Source organism: Pseudodesulfovibrio sediminis, assembly GCF_020886695.1.
Taxonomy (GTDB): Bacteria; Desulfobacterota; Desulfovibrionia; order Desulfovibrionales; family Desulfovibrionaceae; genus Pseudodesulfovibrio; species Pseudodesulfovibrio sediminis.
In genome coordinates this window covers 433,903-452,178 of the sequence record NZ_AP024485.1, presented here as the reverse complement: position 1 = coordinate 452,178, position 18,276 = coordinate 433,903, and the positions used below count along the sequence as shown (strand labels likewise).

At 49.1% G+C, this 18,276-nt stretch carries 15 protein-coding genes; 5 read left to right on the top strand and 10 right to left on the bottom strand.

Translation table 11 applies throughout. The features are described from left to right. The first annotated feature begins 1 nt into the window (after position 1). Positions 2 to 1,282 carry a CgeB family protein gene (locus SRBAKS_RS02205; protein WP_229593162.1) on the top strand — a complete coding sequence of 427 codons (1,281 nt, stop codon included), beginning with the start codon at positions 2 to 4 and terminating at the stop codon, positions 1,280 to 1,282. A 60-nt stretch (positions 1,283 to 1,342) separates the two neighbouring features. Here SRBAKS_RS02205 and SRBAKS_RS02200 read toward each other — a convergent pair whose 3' ends face one another. From SRBAKS_RS02200 to xerD, 10 genes are all read right to left on the bottom strand, one after another. Beyond that, a complete protein-coding gene (locus tag SRBAKS_RS02200) occupies positions 1,343 to 2,566 on the bottom strand; it encodes a replication-associated recombination protein A (RefSeq protein WP_229593160.1) in 1,224 nt (407 codons plus the stop codon). Beyond that, on the bottom strand, positions 2,566 to 3,303 hold the full coding sequence (locus SRBAKS_RS02195; RefSeq protein WP_283816510.1) for an RsmE family RNA methyltransferase: 738 nt from the start codon (positions 3,301 to 3,303) through the stop codon (positions 2,566 to 2,568). The genes SRBAKS_RS02200 and SRBAKS_RS02195 overlap by 1 nt, the downstream gene beginning before the upstream one ends. Before the next feature lie 48 nt (positions 3,304 to 3,351). Beyond that, positions 3,352 to 4,590, bottom strand: a complete 1,239-nt coding sequence (gene lysA, locus SRBAKS_RS02190) for a diaminopimelate decarboxylase (RefSeq protein ID WP_229593156.1) — start codon at positions 4,588 to 4,590, stop codon at positions 3,352 to 3,354. Between the two features lie 97 nt (positions 4,591 to 4,687). Then, positions 4,688 to 5,134, bottom strand: a complete 447-nt coding sequence (locus SRBAKS_RS02185) for a hypothetical protein (RefSeq protein ID WP_229593154.1) — start codon at positions 5,132 to 5,134, stop codon at positions 4,688 to 4,690. A gap of 4 nt (positions 5,135 to 5,138) precedes the next feature. Then, entirely contained in the window at positions 5,139 to 7,745 is a 2,607-nt protein-coding gene (gene mutS, locus SRBAKS_RS02180; protein ID WP_229596892.1) for a DNA mismatch repair protein MutS, read from the bottom strand. Between the two features lie 43 nt (positions 7,746 to 7,788). Further along, positions 7,789 to 8,940 carry a tetratricopeptide repeat protein gene (locus SRBAKS_RS02175; protein WP_229593152.1) on the bottom strand — a complete coding sequence of 384 codons (1,152 nt, stop codon included), beginning with the start codon at positions 8,938 to 8,940 and terminating at the stop codon, positions 7,789 to 7,791. An 8-nt stretch (positions 8,941 to 8,948) separates the two neighbouring features. Further along, positions 8,949 to 9,302 carry a LapA family protein gene (locus tag SRBAKS_RS02170; protein ID WP_229593150.1) on the bottom strand — a complete coding sequence of 118 codons (354 nt, stop codon included), beginning with the start codon at positions 9,300 to 9,302 and terminating at the stop codon, positions 8,949 to 8,951. An 11-nt stretch (positions 9,303 to 9,313) separates the two neighbouring features. After that, positions 9,314 to 9,802, bottom strand: a complete 489-nt coding sequence (locus SRBAKS_RS02165; RefSeq protein WP_229593148.1) for an HIT family protein — start codon at positions 9,800 to 9,802, stop codon at positions 9,314 to 9,316. A gap of 120 nt (positions 9,803 to 9,922) precedes the next feature. Then, positions 9,923 to 12,601 (bottom strand): CBS domain-containing protein, encoded by a 2,679-nt coding sequence (locus tag SRBAKS_RS02160; protein WP_229593146.1) that lies wholly within the window; start codon positions 12,599 to 12,601, stop codon positions 9,923 to 9,925. 21 nt (positions 12,602 to 12,622) lie between these two features. Next, positions 12,623 to 13,546, bottom strand: a complete 924-nt coding sequence (gene xerD, locus SRBAKS_RS02155) for a site-specific tyrosine recombinase XerD (RefSeq protein ID WP_283816509.1) — start codon at positions 13,544 to 13,546, stop codon at positions 12,623 to 12,625. A gap of 208 nt (positions 13,547 to 13,754) precedes the next feature. Here xerD and SRBAKS_RS02150 point away from each other — a divergent pair, with 208 nt between their 5' ends. From SRBAKS_RS02150 to SRBAKS_RS02135, 4 genes are all read left to right on the top strand, one after another. Continuing rightward, positions 13,755 to 14,921: an LL-diaminopimelate aminotransferase gene (locus tag SRBAKS_RS02150; RefSeq protein ID WP_229593142.1), complete on the top strand. Its 1,167-nt coding sequence runs from the start codon at positions 13,755 to 13,757 to the stop codon at positions 14,919 to 14,921. Further along, positions 14,900 to 15,421 carry a 2-amino-4-hydroxy-6-hydroxymethyldihydropteridine diphosphokinase gene (folK, locus tag SRBAKS_RS02145; protein ID WP_347339466.1) on the top strand — a complete coding sequence of 174 codons (522 nt, stop codon included), beginning with the start codon at positions 14,900 to 14,902 and terminating at the stop codon, positions 15,419 to 15,421. The genes SRBAKS_RS02150 and folK overlap by 22 nt, the downstream gene beginning before the upstream one ends. A gap of 24 nt (positions 15,422 to 15,445) precedes the next feature. Next, positions 15,446 to 15,724 (top strand): transcriptional regulator, encoded by a 279-nt coding sequence (locus SRBAKS_RS02140; RefSeq protein ID WP_229593140.1) that lies wholly within the window; start codon positions 15,446 to 15,448, stop codon positions 15,722 to 15,724. A 435-nt stretch (positions 15,725 to 16,159) separates the two neighbouring features. Continuing rightward, positions 16,160 to 18,256 (top strand): tetratricopeptide repeat protein, encoded by a 2,097-nt coding sequence (locus SRBAKS_RS02135; protein ID WP_229593138.1) that lies wholly within the window; start codon positions 16,160 to 16,162, stop codon positions 18,254 to 18,256. Positions 18,257 to 18,276: the final 20 nt, after the last annotated feature.

Below are 18,276 nucleotides of genomic sequence, written 5' to 3'. Positions count from 1 at the left end.
GATGAACACTTTGAGAATACTGGTTGTTCTTCCACTGTACGGCGGCTCTTTGCCCATTGGGCGATATGTTGCCTCGGCTCTTCAACAGGAGGGCCACCTTGTCGAAACTTTTGAAGCACCGGATTTTTACCCTGCCTACGATTCACTGGACGCTCTCAAGGTGACAACGGATCGACTGGATTATTTACAGAATTCCTTTTTGAACGTCGTCAGTCAGGCCGTTCTTGCCAAAGTGGAGTCTTTTGAGCCGGATATGGTTCTGTCCATGGCTCAAGCGCCTCTCAATCGTCAGGCACTTAAACGACTCAGACGTGACGGAGTGGTGACGGCGATGTGGTTTGTCGAAGATCATACACTCTTCACATACTGGAAGTCGTTTGCACCGTTGTATGATATCTTTGCAGTCATTCAAAAAGGACAATTTTTCAAAGATCTTGAGTCAATAGGTCAACCCAATGCCGTCTACCTGCCATTGGCAGCCCAGCCCGACTTCCATCAGCCCGTTGATCTGACCCCAGTGGAAAAACGCAAATTCGGATCGGACGTGTCATTCATGGGAGCAGGGTATGCCAATCGACGTAAGGCGTTTCGTGATCTGGTCAAATATGATTTTAAACTGTGGGGTACCGAATGGGACGGAGATCATGTGCTGGCACCACTTCTTCAACTCAAAGGGGCTCGCGTAACGCCCGAAGAATGTGTGAAAATTTTTAATGCCACAAAGATCAATCTCAATTTGCATTCGAGCATTCAGGCGGAGGAACTGGTGACTTTCGGCGACTTCGTCAATCCTCGTACCTTTGAGTTGGCGGCCTGTGGCGCTTTTCAATTGGTGGATAAACGAACCTTGCTTGACAAGGCGTTTGCTGAGGATGAGCTTGCGACATTCTCAAGTATGGATGATCTTATTGAAAAGATTGATTATTATTCAACTCAACCAGAAAAACGTAAGGCCATCGCTGAACGTGGAAGGGCACGCGTTCTTGCTGACCACACCTACACACATCGTATGCGCACACTCATTGAATTCACGGCTGAACGTATACCAGGATGGCCAAAACCAAAGAAACAGTCATCCGTTTTCAACACAGATTACCCGCCTGAATTGGCTGAGGACATTAAAAAGCTACTTGGTAAACTCCGTTTGCCGGAAGATGTCTCATTTGAAGATTTAGTATGGGCTGTTCGACAACAGGAGGGCAAACTCTCCGATCTGGATACGGCAATTCTGTTCCTTGATGAGTGGCAGAAGCTCTATAAAAAAACGGGAGCAATTTCTTAAAGTGATGGCTTAAGTGTCTAGCAAGACAAAAACGTAACCATTCGTTTTAATGGGTATTTGTTATCGCTGTTTCTTGAATTGTCTTAACCAGGATAGCAGTTTTGGTTCTGTTCCCTGGTCTTTGGGATGATAGAATTTTCTTCCTGACAAATCACTAGGCAGGTAATCCTGATCAGCCCAGGATTTGGGAAAATTATGAGGATAGAGATAGCCTCGACCATATCCCCACTCGCGCTGCAGGGATGTCGTTGCATTGCGCAAATGAAGAGGAACCGGCTTGGCGCCATTTTCCCGCACTTCCTTTTGGGCAGTCCGATACGCTCCATATGTTGAGTTCGATTTGGGCGCCAACGCAAGATATACAGCTGTTTGCGACATGGGAATAAACCCTTCGGGCATGCCGATGGCTTCAACAGCCTGGTGGCAGGCCACTGCATGACTCAAGGCAGTTGGGTCGCCCAGTCCCACATCTTCGGAAGCAGAAATAATCAGACGACGCGTGATGAAACGCGGATCCTCACCGCTTTCGATGAGACAGGCAAGATAGTAGAGCGCTGCATCAGGATCGCTGCCCCGAATGGATTTAATCAACGCCGAGACAAGCTCATAATGCGAGTCACCATCCCGATCGCCCCGGACAAGTATCTCCGGCAGCGACTCGCGCAGGCACTCAGGGCATCGTTTATCCTTGGGAAGTTCAGCAGTATACTCAAGTAAATTCAGCAGAGTACGAGCGTCACCACCAGCCATGGCGGCCAGCATCTTATGGCTGTCTTCTTCGAGATCAACACCGAGTTCCTTGGCACCACGCACGCTGACATCCAAAAGTTCTTCTCGGCTGAGTTGACGCAAACGCAAAACATGGAGCCGCGAGAGGAGTTGACGGGTGACGCTGAACGACGGATTTTCCGTAGTCGTAGCCAACAGAGTAATTTCGCCGCTTTCAAGAATGGGGAGGAAGAAATCCTGTTGGGCCTTGGAAAAACGATGCAACTCATCAAGGATAAGAATATCCTGCCCGGGCAGCATCTTGCGCAGTGCGGTCAACCCTGCTTCCGGGGCGCTGACACGCAAAAATTTCTTTCCGGTCATGTGTGCCAACAACATTGCCAGGGTCGACTTGCCGCATCCGGGGGGACCAAACAGCAAAAGACTGGGCATCCTCTTGGAGTGAGTAAATGCCTCTATTCTGTTTCGAATATGCCCCTGCCCAACAAAATCATCCAGTGTGGCAGGACGAATTCGATCAGCAAGAGGTTGATTTTCTTCTATTTCCAGTTTCATTATACTTCCTGTCCACCAAACATGGCCAAACTAAGGCAATATGTAGCCGCCGTTTCCCAGCGAAGAATACTCCGTCCCAACGTGACGGCCTTGAACGATGCCTGAATAAGCTTTTCGGCTTCCGCATCATCGAACCCGCCTTCCGGTCCGATTACTACAAGAGAACGGCCTTTGGAAAGCATGAAAGGGGAGAGCGGAGATGAAATTTGATCTGATTCCCACGCAATATAGCAGTGATCAAAAGCATCAGCCAATTGAACCAAAGCCGCCACGCCACCTACACTGGTCTTCAATTCTGGTAAATACACACTGCCGCACTGCTTTGCGGCCTGGATGCATTTGTCTGACCATGTCGCTTTTATTTGATCGGGAACGCGCCCCTGGCTCCGTTTCGCCTGCCAAAAGACAATTCCATTACCTTGGAGTTCAACGGTTTTCTCGAAAAGGTAGTTGCGTCTTTTTGATTTTCCCCAACCAATGGCAAGGGTGAGTCCAGTAGCCGGAGCAGGGTGCTCAGCCAGTTCTGTTGCCTGAAGAACAGCCTTGTTTCGTCCGAAATCGATTACCACAAACAGTCCGGTCCGACCCTGCCCATCAAATAGGCGAACGGTCTGGTTCTTTTCCGTTCTCAGGACGGTCCCCATGTGTTTGACCTCGGCTCCTTCCAACACAACCGTGTCACCAACCGCTGTGGGCCATTGATCAGGAGAAAGATAAAATGAATTGAGTCTGGACATGACTAGCCTGAAATGAAAAGGCCGGAGGCGAACCCCCGGCCTGTCCAATTAGATTTCGTTCTCTATAAGATCTTCATATGTTTCACGTTTTCTGGCTACAAGCACCTTGTCTCCATCCACTATGAGCTCGCAGGCCCGAGGACGGGTGTTGTAGTTCGAAGCCATTGTGAAACCATACGCTCCAGCGGAGAAGACAACCAATCTTTCCCCCTGTTCCATCTTGGGCAGTTCGCGATCCCGGGCGAGAAAATCACTGGATTCGCAAATAGGACCGACTACGTCAAAGATATCGGTCTCACGACCATTTTTTTCCACTTCATCAATACGGTGGTAGGAGCCATAGAGGCTCGGCCGTACCAGATCGTTCATGGCGCCATCCACAATGAGAAAATTCTTCATGGGGTTGGATTTGGTATAGACGACTTCGGTGATCATGATGCCGGCGTTACCGGCAATGACACGGCCCGGCTCGAGAATGATCTTGAGCGGTAATGCCTTGAGTTTCTCAACAAGAGCCTGACCAAACTCCGTAGGGTGGGGCGGTTCCTCTTCGTCATAGGGGATACCAAGTCCACCACCGAGATCAAGATACTTGATATCCACACCAATATCTTTCAATTTTTCATAAAAATTCAGCAGTTTATCCAGGGCTTCCAAAAACGGATCAATTGAGGTCAGCTGGGAGCCGATATGACAATCCATGCCCACGGGATCAATGTTCTTGAGTTCCACTGCCTGCTTGTAGGCTTCCAGTGAATGTTCGATATCCAGACCAAATTTGTTTTTAGCCATGCCGGTTGAAATATAGGGGTGGGTCTTGGCATCCACATCCGGGTTGATGCGGAAACTGACCTTGGCAACCGTACCCATTTCTTCAGCCACGGCGTTAATCTTGTGCAATTCAGCGACAGATTCGATGTTGAACATCAAGATGCGCGCTTCCAATGCTTCTCTGATCTCGGATTCGCGCTTGCCCACGCCCGAGTAGACGATTTTGCCGGGGTCAATACCGGCTCGCAAAGCACGATACAGCTCGCCACCGGAGACGATATCCATGCCGGCGCCTTCTTCGCCCAACATTCTGAGAACAGACAGGTTGGAGTTCGCCTTGACCGAAAAACACGTCAAATGGTCAAGGCCTTTGAAGGCAGAGTCAAAGGCCTGAAAATGACGCCTGAACGTAGCGGCGGAATAAATATACAAAGGAGTCCCGTATTCTTCAGCCAACTTGGTAGCGCTGACCTCTTCAGCAAAGAGGGAGCCGTCGCGGTATTCAAAATGATGCATTGTGATTCAATCTCCTGAAAATGATGTGAAGAATACGTACTCCGTATACTTTGATATCATCCAATACTTTTATTATATCAAAAGAAATCTGAAAAGTTTAGGGCAATGACATATACACATCAGTGTATTCGAGAGGCATGGTAGGCAGCTCGCTCTTTCCCACAACCCGAAACCTGTATTCCGTTCCCGGGGTCAACCCACAGAAACTGAGCTGCATGTGATTGTCCTGCACAGTGAATCCATGCTGATCGCGAGTAAAATGCACTGCATCTCTCGGTACGAATGGACACCCCTCACATCCTTCTCCTTCACCACTACCAACGGCCTCGTATTGAATACTGGCCCGCCAGAGACGATGGGTGGCACCTGTAACACCAACATTCAGGGTCAAGCAGTCATCCTGCCGAACCCCTTCGATGATTTTCAGTTTGAATGTATCTTCACTTTCCACTGCCTGTGGCCATTCCTTGCGACCAAGCGCACAGCCCCCAAGTACAGTCAGAGTAAACAGCAGTAATACTATCGTTAAGATTGCCTTTTGCATGAAATCAATCCTTGATCATATCCTTCCATTGATTGAGGAGCATCAACGCCTGGATAGGCGTCATGCCGTCCACATCAAGATCAACAAGCTGAGTGATAATAGGATGTTCCGTCAACTCTTCGCGTATCTCGATGGGAGGCGCCCCAAAGCCGGGCAACAATGTTTGAGAGGCTTTTTCAACCGCTCCTCGTGAGTTGCTATCCTGCGATTTTTCTTCGAGTTTCGCAAGGATTTCCCGAGCTCGTTCGACCACGGGACGCGGCACACCGGCCAGACGGGCGACTTCGATACCATAGCTTCGATCCGCGGGGCCGGGGACAAGCCTGCGCAGGAACACAATATCGCCTTTCCATTCCTTGACTGCAATATTGAGGTTTCTGAGGCCGTCTATCTTCCCTTCGAGGCTGGTCAATTCGTGGTAATGGGTGGCAAAAAGCGTGCGGATGCCGCCACTGGCGCGCATGGAGAGTTCTTCGACCACAGACCAGGCCAGTGAAAGTCCGTCATAGGTACTCGTTCCACGCCCGATTTCATCCAGAATAACCAGGCTTCTTTTGGTGGCCTGGCGCAGAATACGGGCGGTTTCAGTCATTTCCACCATGAAAGTGGAGTGGCCCTGCGCGAGGTTGTCAGAAGCGCCCACCCGAGAAAAAACACGATCGGCAAGGCCGATACGGGCCGATTTGGCGGGCACAAAGGAACCGATCTGCGCCATAATGGTCAGAATGGCGACCTGTCTGAGGACCGTGGATTTACCAGCCATGTTCGGGCCGGTAATAAGCAGGATACGTCGATCCGTATCCATTTTCATATCACCGGGAATATAATTTGACGCACCCATGGCATCTTCGACCACAGGGTGTCGGCCAGCATGAATTTCTATCTCCATGCCTTCATGCAATTCCGGCCTGCACCATTCGTTCACTCGGGCGGCTTCGGCCAATCCCTGCCAGTAGTCCAGTGCCGCCACCACGTCGGCCATGAAAAGGAATCGGCTGCGCGCTTTGGCCAGTTGTGCTCTCAAATCCTGAAAAAGTTTGTATTCCAGACTCTTGCGTTCATCAGACGCAGAGATAATCCGGTCTTCGAGTTCCTTGAGTTCAGGGGTAATATACCGTTCGCTGTTCACAAGGGTCTGTCGACGGATAAAATGTTCCGGGACCTGGCCCTTATAGGCTTTAGATACGTCGAAATAATAACCGAAGACCTTGTTATATCCCAATTTCAATTTGGGAATATCATTGGCTGCCAATTCTTTTTGATGCAGTTCGTTAAGCAGATCCTCGCCGTGTTCATGGAGATCAATAAGGTCATCCAATACCGCATCAAATCCCTTTTTGAACAAACCGCCTTCCATGATGGTTGGCGGAGGGCTGTCCACCAGGGCAGTGTCCAGAAGTGTGGACAGATCATCCATGGCATCCCACTTCCTGATGATACGCCCCAGCTCTGTTGCCTTTTCGAGATTCTGCTCTTTCAAATGCCGTTGAAGAGTCGGCAACATTGACAGACTTTTTCGCAATGCAATGAAATCTTTTGGGTTTGCCCGTCCAAGAAAGATGCGCGTTGACAGTCTTTCGAGGTCATAAACCGAATCAAGAGCATGACGGATGTCGCCTCTCAGTTGATCCCGTTCAAAGAAGAAAGACACACAATCAAGAGTTTTCTCGATAGGGGAAAGCTGACGCCATGGCTGGCGGAGACGCGCTTCAAGCAAACGGCCGCCCATGGGCGTCATGGTTCGGTCCAACACGCGCCACAGGGTTCCCTTGCCAGGTCTGCCATCCAGCCGTCTGAAAATCTCAAGATTCCGCTCGGTTATCTCATCAAGCAAAAGATGCTTCGATAGATTGAGTGGCTTGAATTCGCCAATATGACCAAATTCCCCTTTCTGGGTCTGGTCAAGGTAGGTGAGCAGGGCGCCACACGCGAGCACAAGTTCATTCTTGCCTTTCAAGCCCAGACTGCCAAGATCGGCCGTCCCCTGTGTCTCCTGAATTCTATGAACAGAAGAGGGCATGTCAAAAAATGTCCCGGTAGAAACCGGTGTTACCTGATCACTCAACTCGGAAAACTGTGGCGGGACCTTCATCCCCTGCGGAAGCAAAAGCTCTCTGGGATTGATCTTGGCCATCCATTGCCACAGTTCAAGTTCACGACGGCTATGCAGACCGGACCACTGACCTGTTGAAAAATCAACCCAGGCAATGCCCCCGGCCTCTTTGGAGGAACCCCAATACAGTGCGCCAAGGTAATTGTTTGCCTTGGAAGTAAGGTTGGAATCCTCAACCACGGTGCCAGGCGTGAGGACCCGCGTTACATCGCGTTTCACCAACCCTTTGGCTTCCTTGGGATCTTCTATTTGATCACAGATGGCAATCTTGTATCCCTTGTCGAGCAACTGGCTGAGGTATGGCTCCACAGAGTGGTGGGGCATGCCGCACATGGGAATAGGGTTCTCGTCATTGGGATTTCTGCTGGTCAGGGCTATCTGGACGGCCCTGGCCACAATCTCCGCATCCTCAAAAAACAATTCGTAAAAATCGCCCATGCGGAAAAAAAGCAGACAACCAGGGTGCTCCTCCTTGAAACGGAGGTACTGCTCAAGCATGGGAGTGAGTTTTCTTTTGGTCACGTGATGTATTTAGATAGAGTTATTCTGAAATATCAGTGCGAAAAGCAATGGAGTGCCAGCTTCGACAACGGGGGCAGTTGAAAAACAACTGATCTCGCTTTAACCCGCAACGACGGCAGAAAAACCGACGCACACGTCTGGCCCGATCAATGAAAAAAGTTAATTGCTCCCTGAAAAACGGAGTCAACGTCTGATCGGCTCGTGAAAGTTCAAAGAGTTCCAACCGGGCCAGCCAGAAATCGGGCAGCATGACCATGGATTTCTCCAACCAGGCCTGCGCGTTATCCTGATCATTGATCTTAAGATAAAACAATGCCCCATAGTAGAGAATCAGGACATCTGGTGCCTGACACTCCATGATTGGAATGATCTTGGCCACCAGCTTTTCATCGGCACAGGCATGAGACCATTCAGTCTCTTCGCCCGCAGCTCTCTCCTTGAATATCTCGGCTTTAGTAATGGCCTGCAGGATTCCCTCGAAAAGGACAAACCGCAGTTCAGGGGCAACATGCTCAAGAGCTTGTCCTAAAATATCCCCGACCTTATTGGCACTGCCGCTTTTATAGGCCTGAACAAGCTGCTCCAGCCACGCTTCTATCGCTCCCGGGTATGCCCGTATGGCATGTCGCAAGGATCGGTGAGCCCGAGAGTCTTCACCATCGGAGAACTGATCCGTTGCGAGTCGCACCAGATAGTGGGCCTGCGGCAAGGGAAGATTCAATTGTCCATATGATTCGGCTGCGATCTCAAAGGCACCGCGTTCTGCTGCGAGTCGAGCCATTTCCTGATGAATGGATGACGAGGATTGTCCCAGAGCACGGGCTTCTTCAAAGGCCTTTTCAGCACGATCAAGGAATCCGCCTCTACGAAAATCCCTGCCGAGCTCAAACCACGCTCGGGCCTTGAACTTACGATCCAGGCTAGGCCGTACAATAAGGCTGTTTCTGATTTGGATGGCACGCTCTATTTCCCCTTGAGAGCGATACAAGCTTCCCAATGCGAGATAGATTTCAACAGCTTCGGGGTCGTTCTTGACGACCTGACTAAGCTCCTCGATAGCGGCACGAGTATCCTCAACCGGCAGGGATTCCCCACCACCGGCTGCTCGTGCGGCTTCAATGTTCTCATCGAATGTTGAAACCTTTTTACGTCCAAACAATTTCCAAACCATAGAGGTCCCTATGCGTTCTCTTCTTCTTTCACTTCTGAGTAAGACTGCTCTTCAGTAATGGGCATGTTGCGCAGAGAATTGAGCTCCTGCTCCAGGCTGGACATACGAGTCCGGTATTCGCGCATTGTGGACATGGTGCGAAATTTGTCTACGGCAAAATAGAGCAGAGTCAGCAAGGCACCGGCCACAAACGCAAATGAAAGCAAAACGCCAAAGGGCAAAAGCACTGAGTGCAGTGTCACGACAGAGGGGATATCCAGCACCAGGCTCAACCCCTGCGACAACGTATCATTGTTCTGGGTGAAGAACATGACGGAAAAGACCAAAAGCACCAATAAAAATAAAAACTTGATATAACGCATATACAAACTCCTTATGCGGTTATTTCATCAAACAGGGGCTTGAGCCTCCCGTAAGTTGAAGACAGATGTTCAGGGATGACCGTGGTTTCGCCAAAAACAGCCATGAACGAGGCATCTCCGTTCCAGCGAGGCACGATCTGAAAATGCATATGCTGGGCAATGCCGGCACCAGCCGCTTCTCCCAAATTCAACCCCATGTTGATTCCATGGGGTGTAAACGCTTTTTCCAAAACAGTCGTACAATGACGAATCCACAACATGCAATCATTGGATTCTTCGATCGTCAAATCCGTGAGATTGGAAACGTGGCGGTAGGGCGTCACCATGAGATGCCCATTATTGTACGGGAACATGTTCATGATAATAAAACAATGATCCCCTCGTGCGAGAACGCACCGTTCCCGATCTTCGTCAGTATGCTCAGGAATGCAGAAGACGCATTCCTCGGGTTTTGGACCCAATATATAATTGAGACGCCATGGCGCCCATAAAACTTCCATGTCTCAAATCCATTTTCAAAGAGCCCGAAGGCTTTCTCTTTATGAGTTAAAATAACAGACCAATATCCTGAATTTCCTACACGGCTTGTCAGGCAAGAGCAAGAGGGAAACCTCTCCTGATCAGAGCTGATTATCCGATTTTTCGATGAATTCCTTATGCAAGGCTTCAACCATGTTCAGTTGCTCTTCTCTGGTCTCGATACGACCATCAATTTTGGCTATCAGGAGCTTGTCTAAAATCACCGTATATATTGGCCCGGGTTCAATGCCCATGGCCTGTAGATCTTTGCCGTTAATCTCAACCTCAAGAGACTGGAGCCGGGAAAGATATTGCGAAATATTTCGACGAATATACTCCTTCCTGCTCCGTGCCATCATGAAGAGTACGCCCTCAACAGGAATGTAGTGCAGGATCGAATACAGCTTGCTGAGCTTTGATTTGCCCTCACGCCACCCCATGAGCTTCATGAGCCCGTCACCAATCTGGTCACGCAACTGGAGGAACTCACGCTCTTCTTTTTTGGTAAAATACAACCGTTTGGTTATTTTTCCAATCTGATCGCGTTTGACCCCCATTGTCAGCCCCAGGATATAGAGCTTCCATGGAACAATTTCCGGTTCCAAATACAGCAACTTGTACCAATTATGGACTTTTACCAGTTCAGTGAGAACCTGTACCCGGTCTCTATTGATCTTCAATAAAGGATGAATGGCCTCCATGATGCCGAGTTCCTGCATGCGCAACAGACAGGACAGCGGATCTTCCTCGTTCATGATCAATTGCAGTTCATGCATGACACGAGAACCGGACAACTTGCTGAACAATTCAAGATTCAAGGCGTTTTTTATCAAACGCATGGTCTGGCCGCCAATCTGAAAATCAAAACGGCGTTCAAATCGTATAGCCCTGAGAATTCGAGTCGGATCTTCGACAAAACTCAGAGAATGGAGCACCCGTATGGTTCTGTTCCGAATATCCCGCTCGGCTCCAAAGAAGTCGACTAGCTGGCCAAAGCGATTCGGATTAATACGCAATGCAAGCGCATTCACAGTGAAATCACGACGGTAAAGATCCATCTTGATCGAAGACAGCTCTACGGTTGGAAGGGCGGCAGGGTACTCATAATATTCCAGGCGGGCGGTGGCCACATCCACGCGCTGTCCATTTTGTAATATGACAACGGCGGTCTTGAACTTGGAGTGCGCCTTGACGCGACCACCGAGAATTCCAGCGAGTTTTTTCGCAAACTGAATGCCGTCACCCTCGACAACAAGATCAAGATCCTGATTGGGCCTGCCCAGAAGGATATCACGCACAAATCCGCCCACGACATAAACATTCCATCCGATATCAGTTCCGAGCTCTCCGGCGGTTTGAAGCAGATCGAGCATGTCTTCCGGCAGGCGGTTTTTCACTTGCGCTCCGATATTGCGCTCTCGTTTCCGTTCGGGCAGCAATGAATCTGGGATGCGGGCCGGTTCATCGATGAGCATGTTCATCAGGTCTGTACGGGTAATGACACCGGCGAGGTTGTCGCCTTCAACCACCGGCAACATGCGCTGTCGGTTGCTCAGAATGATTTCCATGACGCGATACAGATCGGTTTTGATGGCTACGACTTCAAATGTGCGTGTCATGTATTCGGTGATACCGACAGTACCCAAATGATGCGACAGCGCCTTGTCTGCTGTTTTATGTCCCATGATACCGACACAATGCATTGTTCCGGCAGCCACCACAGGCACGTCTTTCAAGCCATAGCGCGACATGAGTTGCACGGCATCATCAATGGACTTGTCATCCTCAATGACCACTGGCGGCCGCGACATCAGACTGTCCACCACGATCTGTGGATTGATCTGGGAATAAAAAAGGGCGAACAGATCATCCCGAACCTCGGCCAGCGTCTTGTCCTTGACTGTGGCGGACGCCGCGGCCTCATGCCCACCCCCTCCGAGGGAAGCGCAAATCTGACCGACATTCACATCAGGATTCTTGGAACGCGAGACCACATGAATGCGGTCAGCCATGCGACCAAGGGCAAAGACGACCTTGATCTTTTCCATGTCCATTATCTTATGGACCAACAGGGCGAAGTCGGGGACAAAGGCGTCCGTGGATATTTCCGTAATGATGACATCCACGCCATGGATATCGTATGTACTTGCATTTTTGAGTAATTCACCAAGATATGTCACTTGCTGAGCAGACAGTTCATGTGACAAAAGATCGGTCACTACCTCAAGATCCATGCCTTGGCTTTTGAGCCAACCGGCGGCCTCGAAATCTTCCGGGGTGGTGGTATTGAAGCCAAAGGAGCCTGTATCTTCGTAGATTCCCAACCCTAAAAGGGTAGCCTCCTCTCTGTTCAATGTCAGATTTTGTTTGATAATCTCATGGGTTATAATTGTTGTTGTCGATCCCCATGTTTTGACAACACTTTTTTCAAACGGCAAATCTTCATCACTGTCAGGGTGGTGGTCATACAAATGGATTCGCAAGTCAGGATTATCAAGCACAGGACGAACATGCGGAATACGGGATCGCTGACGGGTATCCACCACGACCAAAAGTTCGACTGATTTCGGATCGATATCCTTGAAAGCCTTGAAATTAAAAAGGTATGTTGTGCTCTCAATAAAAAAATTCCGAAGGTTGCTTTCCTGGCTTCCTGGAAAAATGAGCACGGCGTTTTCGTATATCTTGCTGGCCGCAACCATGGCTGCCAATGCATCAAAATCTGCATTGGCGTGCGCTGTAATTACAGTTGGAGCCGCCAGTTTTTCTATTTTCTTCATAAATTTCAGTTTATTACAAAACTACAGTGATGATCTCGGGTGATACTTTTGATGCAGTCTTTTCAACCGTTCAGATTCCACATGCGTATAAATCTCCGTCGCACTGATGTCCGCATGTCCCAATAAAAGCTGCACTGTCCTCAGGTCCGCTCCTCCTTCCAGCAAATGCGTGGCAAAAGAGTGACGAAAGGTGTGCGGAGAAATACTCCGTTTGATATCTGCCAATGTAGCAAATTTCTTGATTAACTTCCATACACCTTGGCGTGTAAGCCCTTTACCTGATCGATTGAGGAACATGAAGTCCTCCACAGGTTTGAAAGAAGGGCGGGTGGCCTGCAGATATTGATTCAAATAGTCCTGGGCTGTGAAATGAATGGGAACAAGGCGCTCCTTGGCTCCTTTGCCAAACACCCGCAGCATTCCGACCTGGGCATCATAATCAAGAACTTTCATCTCGATAAGTTCGGACACGCGTAAACCGGCGGCATAGAGAAGTTCCAGCATGGTCTTGTCCCGCATGCCGAGCTTGGTAGATGTGTCTGGCAGGGCGAGCAACCTGCCTATTTCTTCACGAGAAAGAAATTCCGGAAGCTTCTTGGGGAGCTTGGGATTCTCCAACAAATGGCCGGGATCCGTCTTGTACCAGCGTTCATCCATGGCATAGGAGAAAAAACCACGCAGAGAAGAAAGATGCCGAGCCAGCGAACGACTTTTGAGTCCTTTGGCCCGAAGATGTGTCAGGTACAAGAAGAGTGTCTGGTCAGACAAAACCTTGAGTTCAAAAGACCTGTCATTCAGAAACAAGAGCAACGAAGTCAGATCAGCCGTATAACTGGTCAAACTGTTTTCGGACAGCCCCTTTTCAATAAGGAGATGTTCAAGATACATGTCAATCCATGGATGACTGGGGTTTTCAACTGTTCTTGTTAACTTTTTTTCATTCATGATCACGCTCAGATCATATTTAATATCAGAAAAGTATTGGATAATATCATAAAGAGTAGGGTACCGGGCACGCATCAGTCCAGAACAACTCACCTTGAGTATACGGTGCTACCAAGGGACCGGTAAAAGCGCAATGGTTCGCATTGACAGCGAGTCAACCCGCAATTATGAAAGTCCTTCTACTCAGAAATTTAAGGAGACCCATTACATGTCTGATTTCAAACTTGCCGACCGTCTTTCCACGCTGCCTCCGTATTTGTTTGCAGCAATCGACAAGGCCAAGGCAGAAGTGGCCGCCAAAGGCATGGATATCATCAGCCTGGGCATCGGTGATCCCGACCTGCCCACTCCCGACTTCATTATCGAAGCACTGTATGAGGGCGCCCAAAAGCCCGTAAACCATCAGTATCCTTCGTATGTCGGTATGTTGGCCTATCGTCAGGCCGTGGCTGACTGGTACAAACAGCGCTTTGATGTCGACCTTGATGCCGCCACCGAGGTGGTCAGCCTCATCGGCTCAAAAGAAGGCATTGCCCACTTCCCCCTTGCGTATGTGAATCCGGGCGATGTGGTGCTGGTCGCCACCCCCAACTATCCGGTATACGGCATTGCCACAGAATTCGCCGGTGGTACCGTCGAATACCTGCCGCTGCTGGAAGAAAATGACTTCCTGGTGGACCTGGAAGCCATTGATGACGACACTTGGGCCAAGGCAAAGATGATCTTTGTTTGCTATCCCAACAACCCCACCGCAGCAACAGCAACGAAGGAATTCTATGACCGCCTCATTGAAAAGGCCAAAGAATTCAATGTAATCGTTGTCTCCGATGCAGCATACACAGAGATTTACTACGATCCAGACAACAAGCCCATCTCCATTTTGGAATGCGAAGGCGCCAAAGATGTCTGCATCGAATTCCACTCTTTGTCCAAAACCTACAACATGACCGGCTGGCGTGTCGGCATGGCCGTAGGTAACGCCAGCCTCATTGCGGGCCTTGGCAAGATCAAGGAAAACGTGGATTCCGGGATCTTTCAGGCTGTTCAGGAAGCGGGTATTGCCGCATTGCAGCAAGGAGAACCTTACGCGGAAAAATTCCGTGCGATCTACAAGGAACGTCGGGATGTGGTCTGCGCCGCCCTGAGCAAGGTCGGTATCGGTCACCGCGTTCCAGACGCATCTTTTTACATCTGGTGCAATACGCCGGAAGGGTACAAGTCTTCGGAATTCGTTACAAACGTCCTGAAACAAACAGGCGTGGTTCTGACCCCCGGAAACGGCTTCGGCACACCGGGAGAAGGGTATTTCCGCATTTCCCTGACTGTGCATAACGATCTGCTTGAGGAGGCGGTATCCAGAATATCGAAACTGTAATCTGCTACGTTAGCCTTGGTTCAAACACTGGTGATACCGAGGAAAACCTGCACGATGCACTCATAAAACTTGAAGACTATGGCGACGAAATCACCCTGAAGGGCGTGTCTGAATATTATCAGACCGAACCGCAGGGCGAAGTCAAAGATCAACCATGGTTCACGAACCAGGTCATCAAGCTGGAAATTGACGCCGAGATATGGGCGCCAGCCGGCTTCTTGTCGTCATTGACAGGTATTGAAGCCGCACTTGGACGTCAACGCTCCGTACCAGGAGGACCAAGGCCGCTTGATATGGACATCATAGCCTGGGGCGATCTCGTTATGGATTCGGAATTCCTGACACTGCCGCATCCGCGGGCCAAGAAAAGGGCATTTGTCCTTATTCCGTTGAAGGAATTGGCTCCTGATTTCGTTTTTCCTGATGGTACGACTATCGATAAAGCTCTCGACGCCATCGATTACCGACTGGAAGACTTTAAAATCTGGCAGGATTCCTAGCCAACAACTTCTGAGAGGTAAACCATGTGGAAGTTCCTCGCCATCGGCATTGCGCTTTTCGTTATGTACAAGCTCTTCATGGGCGACAAGAAGAACACGGAAGTGCAGTCCGAAAAAGTCGTCAAGGACAAAGTCGCGTCCGGAGAAATGGTCAAAGACCCTTCCTGTGGCACGTATGTCGAAAAGGATGGTTCTATTCGAATTCGAGAAGGGGAGAAGGTACACGTCTTCTGCTCATACGAATGTCGAGACAAGTTTCTGAAGGAGTTGGAAGCAACTTCCAAGGAAATACCTGAAGAATAGAGTCCAAAACATATCCTAAATACAACAAGGCCCGTTACAGGGCCTTTTTTTTGGCCTCAGATTCAGCCAGGACTCATTTACAGACCAAAACCAAGGCTCATATCCATAAACGCCATAAAAGCCCTTAGGCTTAGATCCTGAAGCACAGGCAGAAACGATAAGTCATCGACAAGCAGAATAAGGCATACGGCAACAGTTAAAGTTGGTTTTTATAACGCGATATCAAGATGTTGCATTCTTGTCTCATAATGTAAATTATGTAAACTTTTAACAAATAATCGAAATCGAACGGTTCGAAATACAGTATTGATTCCTCACCTTTGCTTTCAGTCTTTTTCAACGCAAATGGCCAAACTCTTCATTGAGTGTTTCATGAGTGACTGGTAATGAGTCTCTAACAACAGTACTCAATTCCACTCTGACCTTAGAGGAAATATGAAATACAGCTTACACCCCATTATTTTGACTTTCGCCCTTGTCGTTGGAACCGCTTGTCCTGCATTTGCAGGTCAACAGCAGACATTCAAGCAATGGCTTGAGCACTACAGCGCCTGGGATCGCCTTGAACATGAATACTCACAGGAGGCGCAAGCCGAGACCCCGGACGCCATTCTAAAAAGAGCTCAGGTTTACCTCAATTTGAATTCTCCACAGAAAGCTCTTGAAATAATTGAAATGACCCCCGCTTTCAGCGACCCGAAACTCGAAGCGGAACGGCTTTGGCTGGGTGGTATTGCCCACCGTGGCTTGGGGAACCTGTCTCAGGCAGTGCTTTGGTTCACTCAAGCATCGCAAAACATGACCAAAAGTGTCATGGATGAACGATTCGACAGTGAACCCGATTTGCAGCAAATCTGGCACGATGTCTGGCTTAAGATGTACTGGTCATACAGTGCAAACTACACCCTTTCAAAGGATTCACAGAAAGAAGCGTTAAACATGGTGCTGATGGTCGGGAAAAAAGTCTGGAATGACGACTTCTGGAACAGAGCTGCTGTGTTGTTGAATCCCAATACTTCTGTTAATCCAGAGAACGAACCATCTGAATTGACAGGGGATTCTCATCGTTCAACTCCTTTGGTCAGCGCCACTGATACAGATTTGATCATCCAGACAATGGCCTCCATTTCTTTGGAACAGTTCGATGAGGCGTATTCTTCTGTTTCTCAACTGACGAATGAACCGGTTCGAATTTTCTGGTCTTCATTAGCCGTTTTCATGGAAAGAGGCTCCCTTCCCCCTAATCTGCATATTTTCGAAAAAGGCAATTATCTCAAGGCACACGCCTTTTGGGCTGGCAACGTCCTTGCGCCTTATTCCAAATCTCGAGGCAAGTGGTTTCTTGGAAACCAGGACTCCGGTCCCTGGACTCAATTCAGAAATAACCTGCTGAAAATGGACTTTGAAGAAGCCATGGCGGCCATTGATACGGAACTCCGTTCCATGCTCATTTCTGAGCAGACGGCTGCACTTCTGAACAGCTTCAAACTTGCCTTGGCTCTTTCAAACGGAAATAAAAAGTCAGCGTCAACCATCTGGAATAAAATAGATAAATCAAAACTTCCTATTTCTCTTCAGGTTGCCGGGGTACTAACCTTCAAGGATAACTTGAACAATATTCTTCCGCATAATCCGGCAGAATCCTATGCATTATACCCCATCCTGTCGCTGTTATCAGGTGCAGGTGGGATGGACATTCACGAAAGAACCGAGGCCCCCTTCTGGACTGAAGCCCCGCTCGAACGACTCGAATCTCTCTCTGAAATTCAGTACCCCCTGGACAAGTTGCTCCTGCTGGCACACCTGCGTCATACCTTTGATGTCGCTCCAACGGTCAAGCTGGCCAAACGTGCTGCCTTTCTTTTCAGTGATTCATCCTTCGGCATTCAGGGGTTGCTCTATCTGGCCGATGATGTCGTGAAAGATAAAAACCTGCAGTTGGGAGCCTACTACCTGAACAAAATTGATGAAACCACCCTCCCCTCAAATTTGAGAATGGCCTGGCTGGACATCAAGACCCGTCTTGAACTCGATTCTGGCAGACAGGCGACAGCATTGACCACCTATAAGGAAATGGTCAAAACCGGCGAAACTATTCCCGTCATGACTCGCTTACGCATGGCCCTGTTGTTCCAACAGCGCAGGGAATACGAAGCGGCGCGGGAAGAGTTGTTGAGCATGTGGCAATCTAAAAACCAGATGACAACCACACTTCAAGCGGAAACACTGTTTTGGCTCGGTGAAGGTGAATATGCCTTGAAAAACACGGATAAGGCATTGGATTATTATCTCAAACTGGCTTGGAAGTATCCGCAGGAAAACATATGGGCATTGACCGCCATGTACAGGGCTTCACTCATCTATGAGAAACGCGGCAAGTACGAAACAGCCAAAAAACTGCTCGGCACAGTGGTCAAGAACGCCTCCCGCAAGGAACAACGTGAAGCAGCTACAGCCCGCATAACAGCCATTGACAAAAAAATGGGCAAACAAGAGCACGTTCAACAAAGCACTCTTGAGTACCCTTTTTAATCTGTTGGAAACGCATGGAC